This is a genomic window from Bacillus swezeyi (assembly GCF_030908325.1).
Taxonomy (GTDB): Bacteria; Bacillota; Bacilli; order Bacillales; family Bacillaceae; genus Bacillus; species Bacillus swezeyi.
In genome coordinates, this window is the sequence record NZ_CP133085.1 from 2,156,239 (window position 1) to 2,171,506 (window position 15,268).

The 15,268-nt window shown below is 44.4% G+C and carries 18 protein-coding genes; 11 read left to right on the plus strand and 7 right to left on the minus strand.

Features of this window, described 5'->3' with window-relative positions; translation table 11 throughout:
- Window positions 1–80: 80 nt before the first annotated feature.
- The 7 genes from acnA to RBH91_RS10895 all read left to right on the plus strand — a co-directional run bounded on the left by acnA (window position 81) and on the right by RBH91_RS10895 (window position 4,905).
- On the plus strand, window positions 81–2,807 hold the full coding sequence (acnA, locus tag RBH91_RS10865; RefSeq protein WP_307894543.1) for an aconitate hydratase AcnA: 2,727 nt from the start codon (window positions 81–83) through the stop codon (window positions 2,805–2,807).
- 76 nt (window positions 2,808–2,883) lie between these two features.
- A complete protein-coding gene (locus tag RBH91_RS10870; RefSeq protein WP_307894545.1) occupies window positions 2,884–3,390 on the plus strand; it encodes a redoxin domain-containing protein in 507 nt (168 codons plus the stop codon).
- A gap of 70 nt (window positions 3,391–3,460) precedes the next feature.
- Window positions 3,461–3,586, plus strand: a complete 126-nt coding sequence (locus RBH91_RS10875; RefSeq protein WP_076764129.1) for an FbpB family small basic protein — start codon at window positions 3,461–3,463, stop codon at window positions 3,584–3,586.
- A 69-nt stretch (window positions 3,587–3,655) separates the two neighbouring features.
- A complete protein-coding gene (locus RBH91_RS10880) occupies window positions 3,656–3,799 on the plus strand; it encodes an acid-soluble spore protein N (RefSeq protein ID WP_006637039.1) in 144 nt (47 codons plus the stop codon).
- 24 nt (window positions 3,800–3,823) lie between these two features.
- Window positions 3,824–4,063, plus strand: a complete 240-nt coding sequence (gene tlp, locus RBH91_RS10885) for a small acid-soluble spore protein Tlp (RefSeq protein WP_076764127.1) — start codon at window positions 3,824–3,826, stop codon at window positions 4,061–4,063.
- Between the two features lie 116 nt (window positions 4,064–4,179).
- Window positions 4,180–4,596 carry a YbgC/FadM family acyl-CoA thioesterase gene (locus RBH91_RS10890; RefSeq protein ID WP_076764125.1) on the plus strand — a complete coding sequence of 139 codons (417 nt, stop codon included), beginning with the start codon at window positions 4,180–4,182 and terminating at the stop codon, window positions 4,594–4,596.
- Window positions 4,597–4,905 (plus strand): hypothetical protein, encoded by a 309-nt coding sequence (locus RBH91_RS10895; RefSeq protein ID WP_076764123.1) that lies wholly within the window; start codon window positions 4,597–4,599, stop codon window positions 4,903–4,905.
- 53 nt (window positions 4,906–4,958) lie between these two features.
- Here RBH91_RS10895 and RBH91_RS10900 read toward each other — a convergent pair whose 3' ends face one another.
- Together RBH91_RS10900 and plsY are read right to left on the minus strand one after the other, a co-directional pair.
- Entirely contained in the window at window positions 4,959–5,246 is a 288-nt protein-coding gene (locus RBH91_RS10900) for a HesB/YadR/YfhF family protein (RefSeq protein WP_076764121.1), read from the minus strand.
- A 120-nt stretch (window positions 5,247–5,366) separates the two neighbouring features.
- Window positions 5,367–5,960, minus strand: a complete 594-nt coding sequence (plsY, locus tag RBH91_RS10905) for a glycerol-3-phosphate 1-O-acyltransferase PlsY (RefSeq protein WP_076764118.1) — start codon at window positions 5,958–5,960, stop codon at window positions 5,367–5,369.
- 178 nt (window positions 5,961–6,138) lie between these two features.
- Here plsY and RBH91_RS10910 point away from each other — a divergent pair, with 178 nt between their 5' ends.
- From RBH91_RS10910 to parC, 3 genes are all read left to right on the plus strand, one after another.
- Complete coding sequence (locus RBH91_RS10910; RefSeq protein WP_076764116.1) at window positions 6,139–6,552, plus strand: CoA-binding protein; 414 nt, start codon at window positions 6,139–6,141, stop codon at window positions 6,550–6,552.
- Between the two features lie 320 nt (window positions 6,553–6,872).
- Window positions 6,873–8,840 carry a DNA topoisomerase IV subunit B gene (gene parE, locus RBH91_RS10915; RefSeq protein ID WP_307894547.1) on the plus strand — a complete coding sequence of 656 codons (1,968 nt, stop codon included), beginning with the start codon at window positions 6,873–6,875 and terminating at the stop codon, window positions 8,838–8,840.
- 4 nt (window positions 8,841–8,844) lie between these two features.
- A complete protein-coding gene (gene parC / locus RBH91_RS10920) occupies window positions 8,845–11,268 on the plus strand; it encodes a DNA topoisomerase IV subunit A (RefSeq protein ID WP_307894548.1) in 2,424 nt (807 codons plus the stop codon).
- Window positions 11,269–11,312: 44 nt separating this feature from the next.
- Here the strand turns inward: parC and RBH91_RS10925 are convergent, their stop codons facing one another.
- Both RBH91_RS10925 and RBH91_RS10930 read right to left on the minus strand, forming a co-directional pair.
- Window positions 11,313–11,438, minus strand: coding sequence for a hypothetical protein (locus RBH91_RS10925; protein WP_263315928.1), 126 nt, complete (start codon window positions 11,436–11,438; stop codon window positions 11,313–11,315).
- 28 nt (window positions 11,439–11,466) lie between these two features.
- The gene (locus RBH91_RS10930) at window positions 11,467–11,811 is read right to left on the minus strand and encodes a hypothetical protein (protein ID WP_307894550.1); all 345 of its coding nucleotides are present in this window, start codon (window positions 11,809–11,811) and stop codon (window positions 11,467–11,469) included.
- 322 nt (window positions 11,812–12,133) lie between these two features.
- On the opposite strand from RBH91_RS10930, the gene RBH91_RS10935 reads away from it, so the two are divergent.
- On the plus strand, window positions 12,134–13,546 hold the full coding sequence (locus RBH91_RS10935; RefSeq protein WP_307894552.1) for an alanine/glycine:cation symporter family protein: 1,413 nt from the start codon (window positions 12,134–12,136) through the stop codon (window positions 13,544–13,546).
- Window positions 13,547–13,584: 38 nt separating this feature from the next.
- Here the strand turns inward: RBH91_RS10935 and RBH91_RS10940 are convergent, their stop codons facing one another.
- The 3 genes from RBH91_RS10940 to narJ form a co-directional block, all read right to left on the minus strand.
- On the minus strand, window positions 13,585–13,926 hold the full coding sequence (locus tag RBH91_RS10940) for a transporter (protein ID WP_307894553.1): 342 nt from the start codon (window positions 13,924–13,926) through the stop codon (window positions 13,585–13,587).
- Between the two features lie 110 nt (window positions 13,927–14,036).
- Window positions 14,037–14,723 carry a respiratory nitrate reductase subunit gamma gene (narI, locus tag RBH91_RS10945; protein ID WP_076760953.1) on the minus strand — a complete coding sequence of 229 codons (687 nt, stop codon included), beginning with the start codon at window positions 14,721–14,723 and terminating at the stop codon, window positions 14,037–14,039.
- On the minus strand, window positions 14,720–15,262 hold the full coding sequence (narJ, locus tag RBH91_RS10950) for a nitrate reductase molybdenum cofactor assembly chaperone (RefSeq protein ID WP_076760954.1): 543 nt from the start codon (window positions 15,260–15,262) through the stop codon (window positions 14,720–14,722). The genes narI and narJ overlap by 4 nt, the downstream gene beginning before the upstream one ends.
- Window positions 15,263–15,268: the final 6 nt, after the last annotated feature.

A 15,268-nucleotide genomic window follows, 5' to 3' on the forward strand; every position in this document is an offset into this window, starting at 1 on the left:
TAAATTGTGAGAAAATTGTGGTGAAATATGCCGATTTTTCTGGCATATGATCTTGATCTTTAAAGGGGGATTTTGGAGAAATGGCGAAACAGCAACAAGTCGCAAAAAAAGACGCTTTTCAATCTAGAAAATCGTTTACTGTACAAGGTAAAACATACAGCTATTATTCTTTAAAAGCATTAGAGGATCAAGGGATTGGAAAAGTGTCTAAACTGCCTTATTCCATTAAAGTCCTGCTGGAATCCGTGCTTCGTCAAGTAGACGGAAGAGTCATTACAGAGGAGCATGTTAAAAATTTAGCAAAATGGGGCACTGCTGAATTAGAAGACCTTGATGTTCCTTTTAAACCTTCCCGTGTTATTTTGCAGGATTTCACCGGTGTTCCTGCCGTTGTAGATCTTGCTTCGTTAAGAAAAGCGATGGATTCAGTCGGCGGAGATCCTGATAAAATTAATCCTGAAATTCCGGTTGACCTTGTCATCGACCACTCTGTACAGGTTGATAAAGCCGGAACTGAAGATGCATTGACCATTAATATGGATCTTGAATTTGAAAGAAACGCAGAGCGTTATAAATTTTTAAGCTGGGCAAAGAAAGCGTTTAATAACTACCAGGCTGTTCCTCCTGCTACGGGAATTGTTCACCAGGTTAACCTTGAGTATTTGGCAAATGTCGTTCATGCTGTCGAAGAGGACGGCGAAATCGTCACATATCCGGATACACTCGTCGGAACAGATTCTCATACAACGATGATCAACGGCATCGGTGTTCTCGGATGGGGTGTCGGAGGAATTGAAGCTGAAGCAGGAATGCTTGGACAGCCTTCTTATTTCCCTGTACCTGAAGTCATCGGCGCTAAGCTCGTCGGAAAGCTGCCAAACGGAACAACAGCGACAGACCTTGCGCTGAAAGTGACGCAGGTGCTTCGTGAAAAAGGCGTTGTCGGCAAATTTGTTGAATTCTTTGGACCGGGTGTAGCCGAGCTTCCGCTTGCCGACAGGGCGACAATTGCCAACATGGCTCCGGAGTACGGCGCGACTTGCGGATTCTTCCCGGTAGATGGAGAAGCATTGGAATACATGCGCCTAACAGGCCGTGATGAAGAGCAAATCGCAGTTGTGGAAGAATATTGCCGCCAAAACGGATTGTTCTACACACCTGATCAGCAAGACCCTGTATTTACCGACGTCGTTGAAATTGACTTGTCGGCAGTTGAAGCGAATCTTTCAGGTCCGAAGCGTCCTCAGGATTTAATTCCGCTGACTGATATGAAAGAAACGTTCCACAAGCATTTGGCCAGCCCTGCCGGAAACCAGGGATTTGGCGCGGATGCGGCTGAAGCCGACAAAGAAATCAAGTTTACACTTGAAAACGGTGAAGAAGCCGTCATGAAAACGGGTGCGATTGCCATTGCGGCGATTACAAGCTGTACGAATACGTCAAATCCGTATGTCCTGATCGGAGCCGGCCTTGTCGCCAAAAAAGCAGTGGAATTAGGCTTAAAAGTGCCAAATTACGTGAAAACATCCCTTGCACCGGGTTCTAAAGTCGTAACGGGCTACTTGGTCAATTCAGGTCTGCTTCCATACATGCGCGATCTTGGATTTAACATCGTTGGGTACGGCTGTACAACTTGTATCGGAAACTCCGGCCCGCTCGCTCCGGAAATCGAAAAAGCGGTCGCGGAAAACGATCTGCTGATTACGTCTGTCCTTTCCGGAAACCGCAACTTTGAAGGCCGGATTCACCCGCTTGTCAAAGGAAATTACCTGGCGTCTCCGCCGCTTGTCGTCGCGTATGCATTGGCAGGTACGGTTGACATTGATTTGAAAAATGAACCGATCGGTGTCGATAAAGACGGACAAAACGTTTACTTCAGCGATATTTGGCCGACGATGGACGAAATCAACTCTGTCGTGAAGCAAACTGTAACACCTGAGCTGTTCAGAAAAGAATATGAACGCGTATTTGATGACAATGAACGCTGGAATGCGATTGAAACAACAGATGAAGCCCTTTATAAATGGGATGAAGAGTCTACTTACATCCAAAACCCGCCATTCTTTGAGAACTTGTCAGTTGAGCCTGGTACGGTTGAACCGTTGAAAGGCTTGCGCGTTGTCGGCAAATTCGGAGATTCTGTCACAACAGACCATATTTCTCCGGCGGGAGCGATCGGCAAAGATACACCGGCCGGAAAATATCTGCAGGAAAAAGGCGTTTCACCTAGAGACTTCAACTCATATGGTTCAAGACGCGGAAACCATGAAGTGATGATGAGAGGAACCTTCGCCAATATCAGAATCAAAAACCAGATCGCGCCTGGTACAGAAGGCGGATATACCACTTACTGGCCGACCGGAGAGGTCATGTCCATTTATGATGCCTGCATGAAGTACAAGGAAGAAGGCACAGGTCTGATCGTCGTTGCAGGAAAAGATTACGGAATGGGATCTTCACGCGACTGGGCGGCCAAAGGAACAAACCTGCTCGGCATTAAAACAGTCATCGCCGAAAGCTTTGAAAGAATCCACAGAAGCAACCTTGTCTTAATGGGCGTTCTTCCGCTGCAATTTAAAGAAGGAGAAAACGCTGAAACGCTCGGATTGACTGGAAAAGAAACGATTGAAGTGGACGTTAATGAAACGGTTCGCCCTCGCGATCTTGTTCAAGTAAGAGCGATTGCTGAAGACGGTACGGTGAAATCATTTGAAGCTGTTGTTCGGTTTGACAGTGAAGTGGAAATTGATTATTACCGCCACGGCGGAATCCTGCAAATGGTGCTCCGCAATAAAATGAAACAGTAGCCGGATGAGGAAGAGAGAGCAGCTTAGAGCTTTCTCTTCTTTTTGTCAGCATAATTCCTGAATGTGGAGGATGTCGATGATGAAAAAAATGCTGGCTGCAGCCTTCCTGCTTTTCCTGGTCGGTGTTGCGGTCTGGAATTTTGCAGTGCAAAAGGAAGCTGAAATCGGTATTGAAAAAGGGGACAAAGCGCCGGATTTTACGCTTTCATCACTAAAAAGCGGAAAAGACGTCTCATTGTCCGACTTTAAAGGCAGGAAAGTGCTGCTGAATTTTTGGGCGACATGGTGCAAACCTTGCCAAATCGAAATGCCTGCGATGGAAGAGCTTCAAAACGAACATCAAGATATCACCGTTTTAGCCGTTAATTTCACCTCATCTGAGAAAAATCAGCAGGCGGTGGAAACATTCGCCGAAAGGCATGGCCTAACTTTTCCAATCGTTCTCGATCAAGAAGGCATTAATGCAAAGTATGAAATTTTTTCTTATCCGACGACATATGTGATTGATGAAAACGGCATCATTGAAGACATCGTTTTAGGAACCATGACCAAAAAAGATATGGAAGAAAAGCTGGGATTGTAAAAAATCCCGGCTTTTTGCTTATATTGTCCAAAAAATGGCGAAAATGAAAACAAGCTGGAGGTGATTCGAAATGAAAAAAGCAAAACGGCGTACATTTGAAGAACTGGTCTCAGAAAATAAGAAAGAACTTTTGACCAATCAGGAGTTCCTTGATCAGCTTGAGGATAAGCTTGAAGAGAAATTTAAACTGAAGTGACTTTTGAAAAAATCGATTCATGTTTACGCCTCTTTTTGAGAATCCTAATTCTTAAAAGGAGGGATGGACATGCCGAGAGAGCATGACAAACAAGCGAAATTTGCCCCGAGCCATCTTGGGACTAAGCCGGTTGAATATAAGCGGAACAAAGGCAAAAAAATGCATGATAAATCAGGAGAAACACCGATTATTATGCAGACAAAAGGCGAATAATATTTGAAAAGGAGGCAGATTCAGTTGACAGAAAAGCAGCAGCATCATCCGGATGACAGGTCTGACAACGTTGAAAAGCTTCAGGATATGGTTCAGAATACAATCGAAAACATCGAGGAATCTGAAGAACAGCTGTCATTTGCAAGCGATGCAGAACAGCAGCAAATCCGGGAAAAAAATGAACACCGGAATGAAAGCATTGAAGCAATGCGCAGTGAAATTCATGACGAGGCAGAAGCAAGAAAAAGAGGATATGATCAATAAACCAGGGCAACCTGGTTTTTTTGCATCGTCTTTCCTCCTGAAGCTCCCTGCCGTGTTTTTGCCTAGGGCTTGTGCTAAAATGGAATATACATTTTGTAAAAGGGAGTAGAGGGAATTTGTACGTTTCAAAAAAAGAAATAGAAGTTCGCTACGCTGAAACAGATCAAATGGGTGTTGTCTATCATGCAAATTACCTGATTTGGATGGAGGTAGGCCGAACGGCTTTAATTAAAGAGCTCGGTTTTTCCTACGCTGAAATGGAAAAAGACGGTGTGCTTTCGCCTGTGGTAGATGTCAATGTCCGCTACGTCAAACCGCTGCGCTATGGAGAAACAGCGATGGTACATACATGGATCGAAGATTACAATGGATTTAAAACAGTCTACGGTTATGAAATCTTAAATTCCGCCGGAGAAACGGCTGTAAAAGGTACAACCTCCCATATTTGCGTTGACCAGGACAGCTTTAAACCGCTTCAATTTCGGAAGCTTTATCCAAAGTGGCATCAGGCGTATGAAGAGGCCAAAAAGTAAATGGCCTTTGGAATTAACAGGAAAGAGTTGGAGGAATGGAAACAGGCCGTTTTAAACGGGGACATTGCATTTCTCACGCACTATTGGATCGATGACAGGTTTCCGGATGCCCGAACCGTGACAAAAGCAGGCTGTCAAAACATTGAAAAGCTTGCAGCTTGGGGAAAAAAGCATGGTTTAAAAGAAGAATGGATTCATAAAAGAAGCAAGTTTCCCCATTTTGATTTAATGGGGAAAAAGCAAGTCGAGATTTTAAAAGAAGAAAAGGTCTTTAGTCATATCAAACGGTTTCGGCTTGAACAGAAATAAAGACATGAAATCAGGCAAAAAAAAGAACGCTTTGGCCGCGTTCTTTTTTTATTTTACTGATATTCAAAAGCCGGTTCTTCAGATGATTCATTGTAAGTGACACGCAAATCATGGCCATCAAAATACCAAATATCGCTTTCTTCGACAAAAAACGTGATGCCGTCTGCTTCTGCACTCGCCCCGATTTGCTGAGGCTCATCTTTTGAAACGCCAAGGGAGAAGCCTTTTTGAACATTGCTGCATCCGCCATAACGGACAAAGAAGCGAACCTGATCTCCTTTTTTCAAATCAAGCTCATCTTTGTACCAATTAAGCGCCTCTTCATTAATTTTCAAATTCACGAGCAAGCACTCTCCTTTATCATTCATTTCACATATGCTGCTTTCTATCATAGTATATAATGATTTGGGCGATTCATGAAAATATAATGTTCCGGGTTCAGGACATCTGCGTGTGAGTTTTTAGTTTTTGCCTGACATCCATTTTATTTTAGGTTCGGTTTTATTGATAATTCGCTTAATGTTCGTTCTGTGTCTGTATACGACAAACGCCGTCAGAACGACAACGACTGCCACCAAAAAGATGTCTTTTGTGAACAGGCTGTAAATCGTTGTATACAGGCCGGTTAAAATGGAAGAAAGCGATACATACTTTGTGATATACAGAAACAGAAAAAACACTGCGATCATCGTGACAAACAATAGAGGCTGATAGCACAATAATATGCCTCCAGAGGTAGCGACAGCTTTTCCGCCTTTAAATTTTGCAAAAACAGGGAACATGTGCCCGACGACTGCGGCCACACCGGCCAATAGCGGGTGAACGCCGATGTGCAGAATAATGGGCAGAAAGGCGGCAAGCGTCCCTTTTAAAATATCGGCAGCAATGACGATTGAGCCCGCCTTTACGCCAAGTATCCGGAATGCGTTGGTGGCACCCAGATTGCCGCTGCCGTGTTCTCTGATATCGATTCCTTTGGCTGCCTTTCCGACAATTAAGCCAGACGGAATGCTGCCGAGTAGATAGGCTAAAATAAATAATAAAGCAATTAACATTTCATTTCTCCTTTTTGAATGATCCCCTCTCTTTATTTTAACATGAGAGGAACTTTTCATGAGGGCTTTTGTTTTTATGTACCGTATATATCATACAAGATAATGCGCTGCAATCATATTAAAATTTTGATTCTCACGTCTGTTTTCATGTAAACTGAACATAAAAGGAGTGAGCGGCATGGAAAATCCATCTAAACAGGAAATCAAAAACATACTTGAGAACAGCAAACGAATAGCGGTGGTCGGCCTTTCCGACAATCCTGAGAGAACGTCTTATATGGTATCAAAGGCGATGCAGGAGGCAGGATATGAAATCATCCCGGTCAATCCGACGATCGATGAAGTGCTCGGAGTAAAGGCTGTGGCTTCATTAAAGGATATTGAGGGGCATGTCGATATTGTCAATGTGTTTAGAAGATCTGAGCATCTTTTGGATGTGGCAAAGGAATTTTTAGATATAGACGCTGACGTATTTTGGGCGCAGCAGGGGCTCGTCAATGAGGATGCTTATCAGCTTCTGCATGAAAAGGGCTTTACAGTGGTGATGGATTTGTGCATAAAAGTGGCCCATGCATTAACCAAATCGGCATAAAAAAGACAAAAATCCTTGAAAAAACAAGGGTTTTTGTCTTTTTTATGCGAGAATATGTTTGCGATTTATTGTGAAACAGATACAATAAGTCATGGACAGTTTTTTTAAGAATGATTTTCCAAATACATTTAGACAATCTTGTGTTGTATCGATTCATTCGTGTAAAATAACGTCTGTGCTTAAATCGGTACGGATTTTACTATTTTCTGACAATGCTTGATGAGATCTAAAGAAAAGAAGCGGATACACTTTGATTTACATGTCAGAGTGTGTATTATTCTTTATAAGCAATGTTTGATTTTTGAAAGGGGTTTATGCATTTGGTTAAAAAACAGCAGGTTGACTATAATGATGATTCCATACAGGTGCTCGAAGGCCTTGAAGCGGTCAGAAAACGCCCTGGCATGTACATCGGCTCAACAGACAGCCGCGGCTTGCACCATCTCGTTTATGAAATCGTCGATAATTCCGTCGATGAAGTCCTGGCGGGCCATGGAGATCACATTATAGTAAAAATACATAAAGATAACAGCATATCGGTGCAAGACAGAGGCCGGGGAATGCCTACAGGAATGCATAAGCTCGGCAAACCGACTCCTGAAATTATTTTGACTGTCCTCCACGCGGGAGGTAAGTTCGGCCAAGGCGGCTATAAAACGAGCGGAGGCCTTCATGGAGTCGGAGCATCCGTTGTCAACGCCTTGTCTGAATGGCTGACGGTCACGATCGAACGGGATGGCAATGTCTACAAGCAGCGTTTTGAAAACGGCGGTAAACCGGTGACATCCCTTGATAAAATCGGAACGACAAAAAAAACCGGCACCCTGATTCATTTCAAGCCGGATCGAAAGATGTTCAGCACGACGACCTATAACTTTGAAACGCTTTCAGAACGACTGAGAGAATCAGCCTTTTTATTAAAAGGATTAAAAATTGAATTGATTGACGAACGCCATCAAACGAAAGAAACGTTTTACTATGAAAATGGGATCGAAGCTTTCGTCGCTTATTTGAATGAAGAAAAAGACGCCTTTTGTGAAGTGGTTTCATTTGAAGGCGAACACAACGGGATCGAAGTTGATTTCGCGTTTCAATTTAATGACGGCTACTCTGAAAACATTCTGTCCTTCGTCAACAATGTCAGAACGAAAGACGGGGGGACTCATGAGTCCGGCGCCAAAACGGCGATGACGAGAGCATTCAATGAGTATGCGAGAAAAGTTGCCCTTTTAAAAGAAAAGGACAAAAACTTAGAGGGCACTGATATCAGGGAAGGGCTGTCAGCGATTGTATCTGTGCGCATCCCGGAAGAGCTTCTGCAGTTTGAAGGACAGACAAAAGGCAAGCTCGGAACAAGCGAAGCTAGATCAGCAGTTGACGCCATCGTCTCTGAGAAGCTCGCTTATTTCCTTGAAGAAAACAGGGAAACCGCGACACTGCTCGTTAAAAAGGCAATCAAAGCTTCACAGGCAAGGGAAGCCGCCCGAAAAGCGAGAGAAGAAGCGAGAAGCGGAAAAAAGAGAAAGAAATCGGAAGCGACTCTAAGCGGCAAACTGACGCCGGCACAGTCGAGAAACCCGGCCAAAAACGAATTGTACCTAGTTGAGGGGGATTCTGCCGGCGGTTCGGCGAAACAGGGAAGGGACCGGAAATTCCAGGCCGTCCTGCCGCTCCGCGGAAAGGTCATCAATACAGAAAAAGCGAAACTTGCCGACATCTTTAAAAATGAAGAAATCAACACGATCATTCATGCGATCGGCGGAGGGGTCGGCGTTGATTTTGACATCGAAGACATCAACTATGACAAAGTGATCATCATGACGGATGCCGATACAGACGGCGCCCATATCCAAGTGCTTCTGCTGACCTTTTTCTACCGCTACATGAAGCCGCTGATCGAGCACGGAAAAGTGTTTATCGCACTTCCGCCGCTTTATAAAGTGAGCAAAGGATCAGGCAAAAAAGAAATCATCGAATATGCATGGTCTGATGAAGAAATGGACGATGTTTTGAAAAAAGTCGGAAAAGGATATACGATACAGCGCTATAAAGGTCTCGGAGAAATGAACGCGGATCAGCTTTGGGAAACGACAATGAATCCGGAATCAAGGACGCTCGTCAGGGTTAAAATTGATGATGCGGCCCGCGTCGAACGGCGTGTCACGACATTAATGGGAGACAAAGTTGAACCGCGAAGAAAATGGATTGAGAAAAATGTCGCTTTCGGGCTTGATGAAGAAAGCAACATTTTAGAAAACGAGAACCTATCGGTCGCTGAGGAGGTTTAAATAAATGGCACAGCCAGAGATTTATCATGATTTACCATTGGAAGACGTGATCGGCGACCGTTTCGGCCGATACAGCAAATACATCATTCAGGAACGGGCGCTTCCCGATGCACGGGACGGGCTGAAGCCGGTGCAGAGGCGGATTTTATACGCGATGCATGCGGAAGGAAACACACATGATAAAAACTTCCGCAAAGCCGCAAAAACGGTCGGTAATGTGATCGGGAACTATCACCCGCACGGGGACAGTTCGGTCTACGAGGCGATGGTGAGGATGAGCCAAGACTGGAAGGTCCGCAACGTCTTGATCGAAATGCACGGAAACAACGGCAGCATTGACGGCGATCCGCCGGCCGCGATGCGTTATACGGAAGCGAGACTCGCACCGATCGCTTCAGAGCTTTTGCGCGATATCGATAAAGAGACGGTTGAGTTTGTTCCGAACTTTGATGATACAAGCAAGGAACCGGTCGTCCTACCAGCGATGTTTCCGAATCTGCTTGTAAACGGATCGACGGGGATTTCTGCCGGATATGCGACAGATATCCCGCCGCACCATCTAGGAGAAGTCATCGACGCCGTCATCAAGCGGATCGATTCGCCGAACTGCAGTGTTGATGATCTCATGGAGCTGATGAAAGGCCCCGATTTTCCAACGGGAGGCATCATCCAGGGGAAAGAAGGCATTAAAAAAGCCTATGAAACCGGAAAAGGAAAAATCATCATCAGAGGTAAAGCCGAGACTGAAACGATCAGAGGCGGCCGCCAGCAAATTGTCATCACTGAAATTCCGTTTGAGGTCAACAAAGCAAATTTGGTCAAAAAAATGGATGAATACAGGATTGAACGCAAAGTTGAAGGGATTGCCGAAGTTCGCGATGAGACGGACCGCACAGGTCTCAGAATCGTGATTGAACTCAAAAAAGAAGCAGATGCGCAAGGCATTTTGAATTTCTTATATAAAAACACCGATCTGCAAATTCCGTATAATTTTAATATGGTGGCGATTCATAACAGAAGACCGATGCTGATGAACCTCACCTCTATTTTAGATGCCTATATCGGGCATCAGAAAGAAGTAATCACCAATCGTTCTCAGTATGAGCTGAAAAAAGCGAAGGAAAGACACCATATTGTAGAAGGATTAATAAAGGCGCTGTCCATCCTGGATGAAGTCATTTCAACGATCCGCTCTTCAAACGATAAGCGGGACGCCAAAAATAACCTGATCGACAAATTTGCATTCACAGAACCGCAGGCTGAAGCGATTGTTTCATTGCAGCTGTACAGATTGACAAACACTGATATTACGGCTTTGCAGGAAGAGGCAAAAGAGCTTGATCGAAAAATACAAGAGCTTGAAGCGATCCTGTCCAATGATCAGAAGCTTTTGAAGGTCATCAAGGACAACCTGAAAAAGCTCAAAAAAACCTATGCAGGCCAGAGGCGGTCTGTGATCGAAGCGAAAATCGAGGAAATCAAAATCAATCTTGAAGTCATGGTGGCTTCAGAAGATGTTTATGTAACCGTCACAAAAGACGGCTATATCAAACGAACAAGCCAGAGGTCATTCGCTGCTTCAAACGGTCAGGACTTCGGCATGAAGGATACAGACCGTTTGCTCTGCCAATTGGAGATGAATACGACAGACGTGTTGCTGCTGTTTACGAATAAAGGAAGCTATGTGTATTGTCCTGTCCACCAGCTGCCGGATATCAGATGGAAAGATCTGGGACAGCATGTTACGAACATCATTTCGATTGACAGTGACGAGTCCATTATAAAAGCGATTCCTGTCAAGGAATTTACAGAGTCCGAATATCTTCTGTTTTTCACGAAGAACGGAATGGCGAAAAGATCCCAGCTTCTTCAGTATAAAGCACAGCGCTATTCAAAAGCTTTAGTCGCGCTCAATTTAAAAGGCGATGATGAAGTGGTCGATGTACATGTCACAGACGGAACAAAAGACATTTTTATCGCAACACATTCTGGCTATGGCCTATGGTTCTCTGAGGAAGAAGTCAGCGTCGTCGGAGCCAGGGCGGCCGGTGTTAAAGGCGTGAATTTAAAAGACGGCGATTTTGTCGCCTCAGGCCAGATTTTAGAAGAATCAGATGTGATCGTCCTTGTCACGCAGCGAGGATCTGTAAAACGAATGAACCGTACGGAATTTGAAAAAACATCAAGGGCAAAACGAGGCGTTCTGATGCTGAGGGAGCTGAAGAAAAAACCTCACCGCATCGCCGGGCTGCTTGCCTGCTCATACCATGCGCAAATCATGATCCAGACTGAAAAAGGCATCACAGAAGAGATGCTCATCAAGAAGATCAAACTGCATGACCGATACAGCAACGGCTCATTTATTATTGATGAAGATGAAGCCGGAGAAGTAACGGATGTATGGCTTTTGAAAAATGATCAAGAGTAAAAAAACACCCGCCTTTCGAAAATGAAAAGGCGGGTGTTTTTTATTCAGCTGTCCTGGCGATTAAAAAGATCACTAATCGCATGCATGACTTCAATTCCTTGAAAAACAAACAAATTCAACGCTGTCAATGAAAAGAGCCCGATAATCACCATTCTTATGATATATAACATGCCTAAAAACCTCCCGTTTTTAATATGGTTATGGTTTTAAAACATGCGCTTTATCGAAATAAGAAGAGTGATAGAAAACAGCGAGCATAAATGCCTTCAGATGCTCTTTCCGCCGGTTCAGGATGTAAACTTGAGCAGAAGCGGCAGCTAAGATTAAGAGCAGAATGAATTCAGCTCTTAAACCGAGTGAATTCCATAAAGATTTAGCCTTTTCATCACCATGTTTGCCGACTGTCAGCTCATGAAGTTCATCACCTGAAACAGCGGCTTTTTGTATATGATGATTCGCCGGCATCTGGGGCATTGAGAACGAATGAAGGCTCGCAATGACTAAAAAGAACATAGACAATTGCAGTAACAATGTCTTTTTCATTAGATCTCATCCCCTTAATGTCTCATCATCTTAGCATATTTTATTATATAATAAAAGATGATTTTTCTGTGACAGTTTTATAATATTTATTGACAAATCTCTTATTTTTTCTCCGACTCTCTCATGAAAACGCTTTTTTGTGTATGATGACAGCGAAATCTTTGTTATAATGTGAAATGGGACTAAAGTAGTGAGGGCGTCAGAAGGCGATAAGAAGAAAAAACAGAAAATTCTATCTTGTTTTGCTTGTGTCATTATTATGATATAATCCTATCATGTTAGGAAACTTAACATTAAAATCAGTTTGTTTCAGGAGGGTGCTATGGAAGAAATTTTAAGCGAAATCATCAACGTCCCGAGCGGTTTTATTTGGACTTATTTAGTCTATATATTAATAGGCATAGGACTGTACTTTACTTTTAAATTGAGATTTGTCCAATTTCGTTATTTTATTGAGATGTTTAGAATCGTCGGTCAAAAGGAAGAGAAAGGTAAAGGCGTATCGTCTTTGCAGGCTTTCTTTATTTCCGCTGCTTCACGGGTAGGAACGGGAAACCTGACCGGTGTGGCGCTGGCCGTTGCAACCGGAGGACCCGGAGCGGTCTTTTGGATGTGGGTCGTTGCTCTTGTCGGGATGGCCTCAAGCTTTGTCGAGAGTACATTGGCTCAAGTCTACAAAGTAAAGGACGGCGACCATTTTCGCGGCGGCCCGGCTTATTACATGGAAAAAGCGCTTGGCGCCAGATGGATGGGTATCATCTTTGCCGTTTTAATTACGATTACATTCGGTTTGATCTTTAATGCGGTACAAGCCAATACGATTGTCGGTTCTATGCAGGGGGCTTTCAATCTTGATCAAACAACAGTAGGAATCGTTTTAGCGGTATTAACCGGATTTATCATTTTCGGCGGCTTAAGACGGATCGTGACGGTAACGCAATTAATCGTTCCCGTCATGGCAATCATTTATCTTGCTCTTGCTCTATATGTCGTATTGACGAATATTTCGCAGCTGCCGGCTGTTTTTTCAATGATTGTTAAAGATGCGTTTGGCATTGAGCAGATCGCAGGGGGTACATTGGGATCGCTCATTATTATCGGTGCGAAGCGCGGTTTGTTTTCAAATGAAGCCGGAATGGGAAGCGCGCCGAACGCAGCGGCGACGGCGAATGTGTCTCACCCGGCCAAACAGGGCTTTATACAGACGCTCGGCGTATTCTTTGACACGATGGTGATCTGCAGTGCGACAGCCTTTATGATCCTTTTGTTCAATTTAACACCAGGAAAAGAGCTTGACGGCATTCAGATTACACAAGCAGCTATGCAGCATCATGTCGGAAACTGGGCGCCTGGATTTGTCGCTGTGGCGATTTTCCTGTTCGCTTTCAGCTCAATCGTCGGAAACTACTATTATGGTGAAACCAATATTGAATTTATTAAAAAAAGCAAAACGGCGCTTGCTGTTTATCGGACAGCCGTTGTCGCAATGGTGATTTTCGGATCTGTATCCGGTTTTCAGCTCGTATGGGACATGGCCGATTTGTTCATGGGAGTAATGGCGATTATTAACCTGATTGCGATTCTGCTCCTTTCAGGAATCGCCGCGAAAGTGCTGAAAGATTATGCGGTTCAGCGCAAAGAAGGGAAGAACCCGGTCTTTAAGGCAAGCTCCATTCAAGGTCTGAAAAATACAGAGGCTTGGGGAGATGAAAAGGAAACATTGCAGTCGAAATAAAGCATAGAAAAAGGCGTCCTTTTGATGACGCCTTTTTTTTATTGACAGCTGAAAGAAGTGATTTCGTTCAAGTCAATGCCGAAGTAGACCCAGCGGTACTGGCGCGGCCTCCAGCGGTAGCCTGCAATTGAACGGCGCCCGACAAAAACCGGATAGAACCAGAAACGCCTGCCATTCCTTAACCGGATGTACGTATATTTAAACAAACATCTTCTGATTCCTCCCGGGTCAACCGCATAAATCGAAACGCCGTCATCTTGAGGAAACTGGCTTGGGGGAGGAGGCAAGATCTGCTGCTGTCCTCCCGCTCCAGGAGGCGGTCCGGGCGGGAACTGCTGGCGATACGGATCATATATACCAAAATAATCGTATGGATACAATAAAAACGCTCCTTTCTGATCGTTTGCTTTATCGTATGATTTGCGGAGAAGATGGTAGCTTGCCTATAGAGAAAAAAATCCCTAAAGCCAAGACAGCTTTAGGGAGAAGATTAAATGCTTTTGCGGGGCGCCCGCTTCCGATAAATGACATAGCTTCTTGTCAAATATTTGAGCGGCATGCTGAAGACATGGACAAGCCGTGTAAACGGCCAGACGATGAATATCACATAGCCCATGACGATGTGAACTTTAAACCAGAGGGGCACGCTCGCCATAAGGGAAGCATCCGGTTTGAACAGGAAGATGTTGCGGAACCACGGTCCGATCGTTGTCCGGTAGTCGAATCCCTTTGAATCGATGTTTAAAAAAGTGGCTGCAAGACCCGTTATCATCATGAACAATAAGGCCGCTAACGTGACAAGGTCGCTGACAGAGCTCGTTTTTCGGATTCGTTTATCTGCTACTCTCCGGTAAGCGAGAATGATGAGTCCTGTCAGTGAGGCAATCCCCGCAGGAAGACCGAAGCCTATGGCGACTTTATGATAGACATGCTCTGAGACGCCGATTGCCTGATAAAAGCTTTCCGGTATTAAAATCCCCATCACGTGTCCGCCGATGACAAAAAAGATTCCCCAATGAAAGAGGCTGCTGCCAAGCGCCAGTTTCTTCTTTTCGAGCATTTCGCTTGATTTGGCTGTCCAGCCAAACTGATCATGGTGATAGCGGTAAATATGCCCCCCGATAAAAATCGTGATGACGATGTAGGGGAGAATCACCCATAGGATTTGTTCGCTCATGGCTGTACAGTCCTTTCAACACCGATTTCTTCCAATCCAATGAATAATCCGTCCAATACCCTTGTGTAAATGCTATTATTTTCAAGAAGCTGTAATTTCAGCTCCTCCAGATTCGCTCTATATTTCTGAAAAACAGCCGCTGCCTGTTCATGGTCAGCCACTGCCGCGAATTCGAGCATGAGCGGCAGGTAATCGGGAAGCTCCTTGTCTGTCGGCTCAAAACCCGATTGCTGATAAAGGTCTTTCAGCTGCAATAATTCGATTCCGCGCTCCCGCTGTTCACCGGAGTTGAAGTAGGTGACATATAGATTCGTTTTTTTGCCGAAATCAAACGTGTATACATATGTTTCTATCAATTCTTCCGGAGAATAGGCAGCCGAGTCTTTCATAAATGCGAGCAAATGCTCCTTCAATGGCTGATGCTGAATGTGACTGATGATGTCTTGCCATTCAGAAAATTCTCCTCTCCAATCTTCATCAGGATAGGAGAGGAGGTAGGAAAGAGCGGCGAAAACGGCTTGTTTATCTGTTGCATCCATTGTGCT

Coding starts and splice junctions, on each gene's coding strand:
- acnA (WP_307894543.1), top strand. CDS start 81: ATGGCGAAACAGCAACAAGTCGCAAAAAAAGACGCTTTTCAATCTAGA.
- RBH91_RS10870 (WP_307894545.1), top strand. CDS start 2,884: ATGATGAAAAAAATGCTGGCTGCAGCCTTCCTGCTTTTCCTGGTCGGT.
- RBH91_RS10875 (WP_076764129.1), top strand. CDS start 3,461: ATGAAAAAAGCAAAACGGCGTACATTTGAAGAACTGGTCTCAGAAAAT.
- RBH91_RS10880 (WP_006637039.1), top strand. CDS start 3,656: ATGCCGAGAGAGCATGACAAACAAGCGAAATTTGCCCCGAGCCATCTT.
- RBH91_RS10895 (WP_076764123.1), top strand. CDS start 4,597: ATGGCCTTTGGAATTAACAGGAAAGAGTTGGAGGAATGGAAACAGGCC.
- plsY (WP_076764118.1), bottom strand. CDS start 5,960: ATGTTAATTGCTTTATTATTTATTTTAGCCTATCTACTCGGCAGCATT.
- RBH91_RS10910 (WP_076764116.1), top strand. CDS start 6,139: ATGGAAAATCCATCTAAACAGGAAATCAAAAACATACTTGAGAACAGC.
- parC (WP_307894548.1), top strand. CDS start 8,845: ATGGCACAGCCAGAGATTTATCATGATTTACCATTGGAAGACGTGATC.
- RBH91_RS10925 (WP_263315928.1), bottom strand. CDS start 11,438: ATGTTATATATCATAAGAATGGTGATTATCGGGCTCTTTTCATTGACA.
- RBH91_RS10930 (WP_307894550.1), bottom strand. CDS start 11,811: ATGAAAAAGACATTGTTACTGCAATTGTCTATGTTCTTTTTAGTCATT.
- RBH91_RS10935 (WP_307894552.1), top strand. CDS start 12,134: ATGGAAGAAATTTTAAGCGAAATCATCAACGTCCCGAGCGGTTTTATT.
- narI (WP_076760953.1), bottom strand. CDS start 14,723: ATGAGCGAACAAATCCTATGGGTGATTCTCCCCTACATCGTCATCACG.
- narJ (WP_076760954.1), bottom strand. CDS start 15,262: ATGGATGCAACAGATAAACAAGCCGTTTTCGCCGCTCTTTCCTACCTC.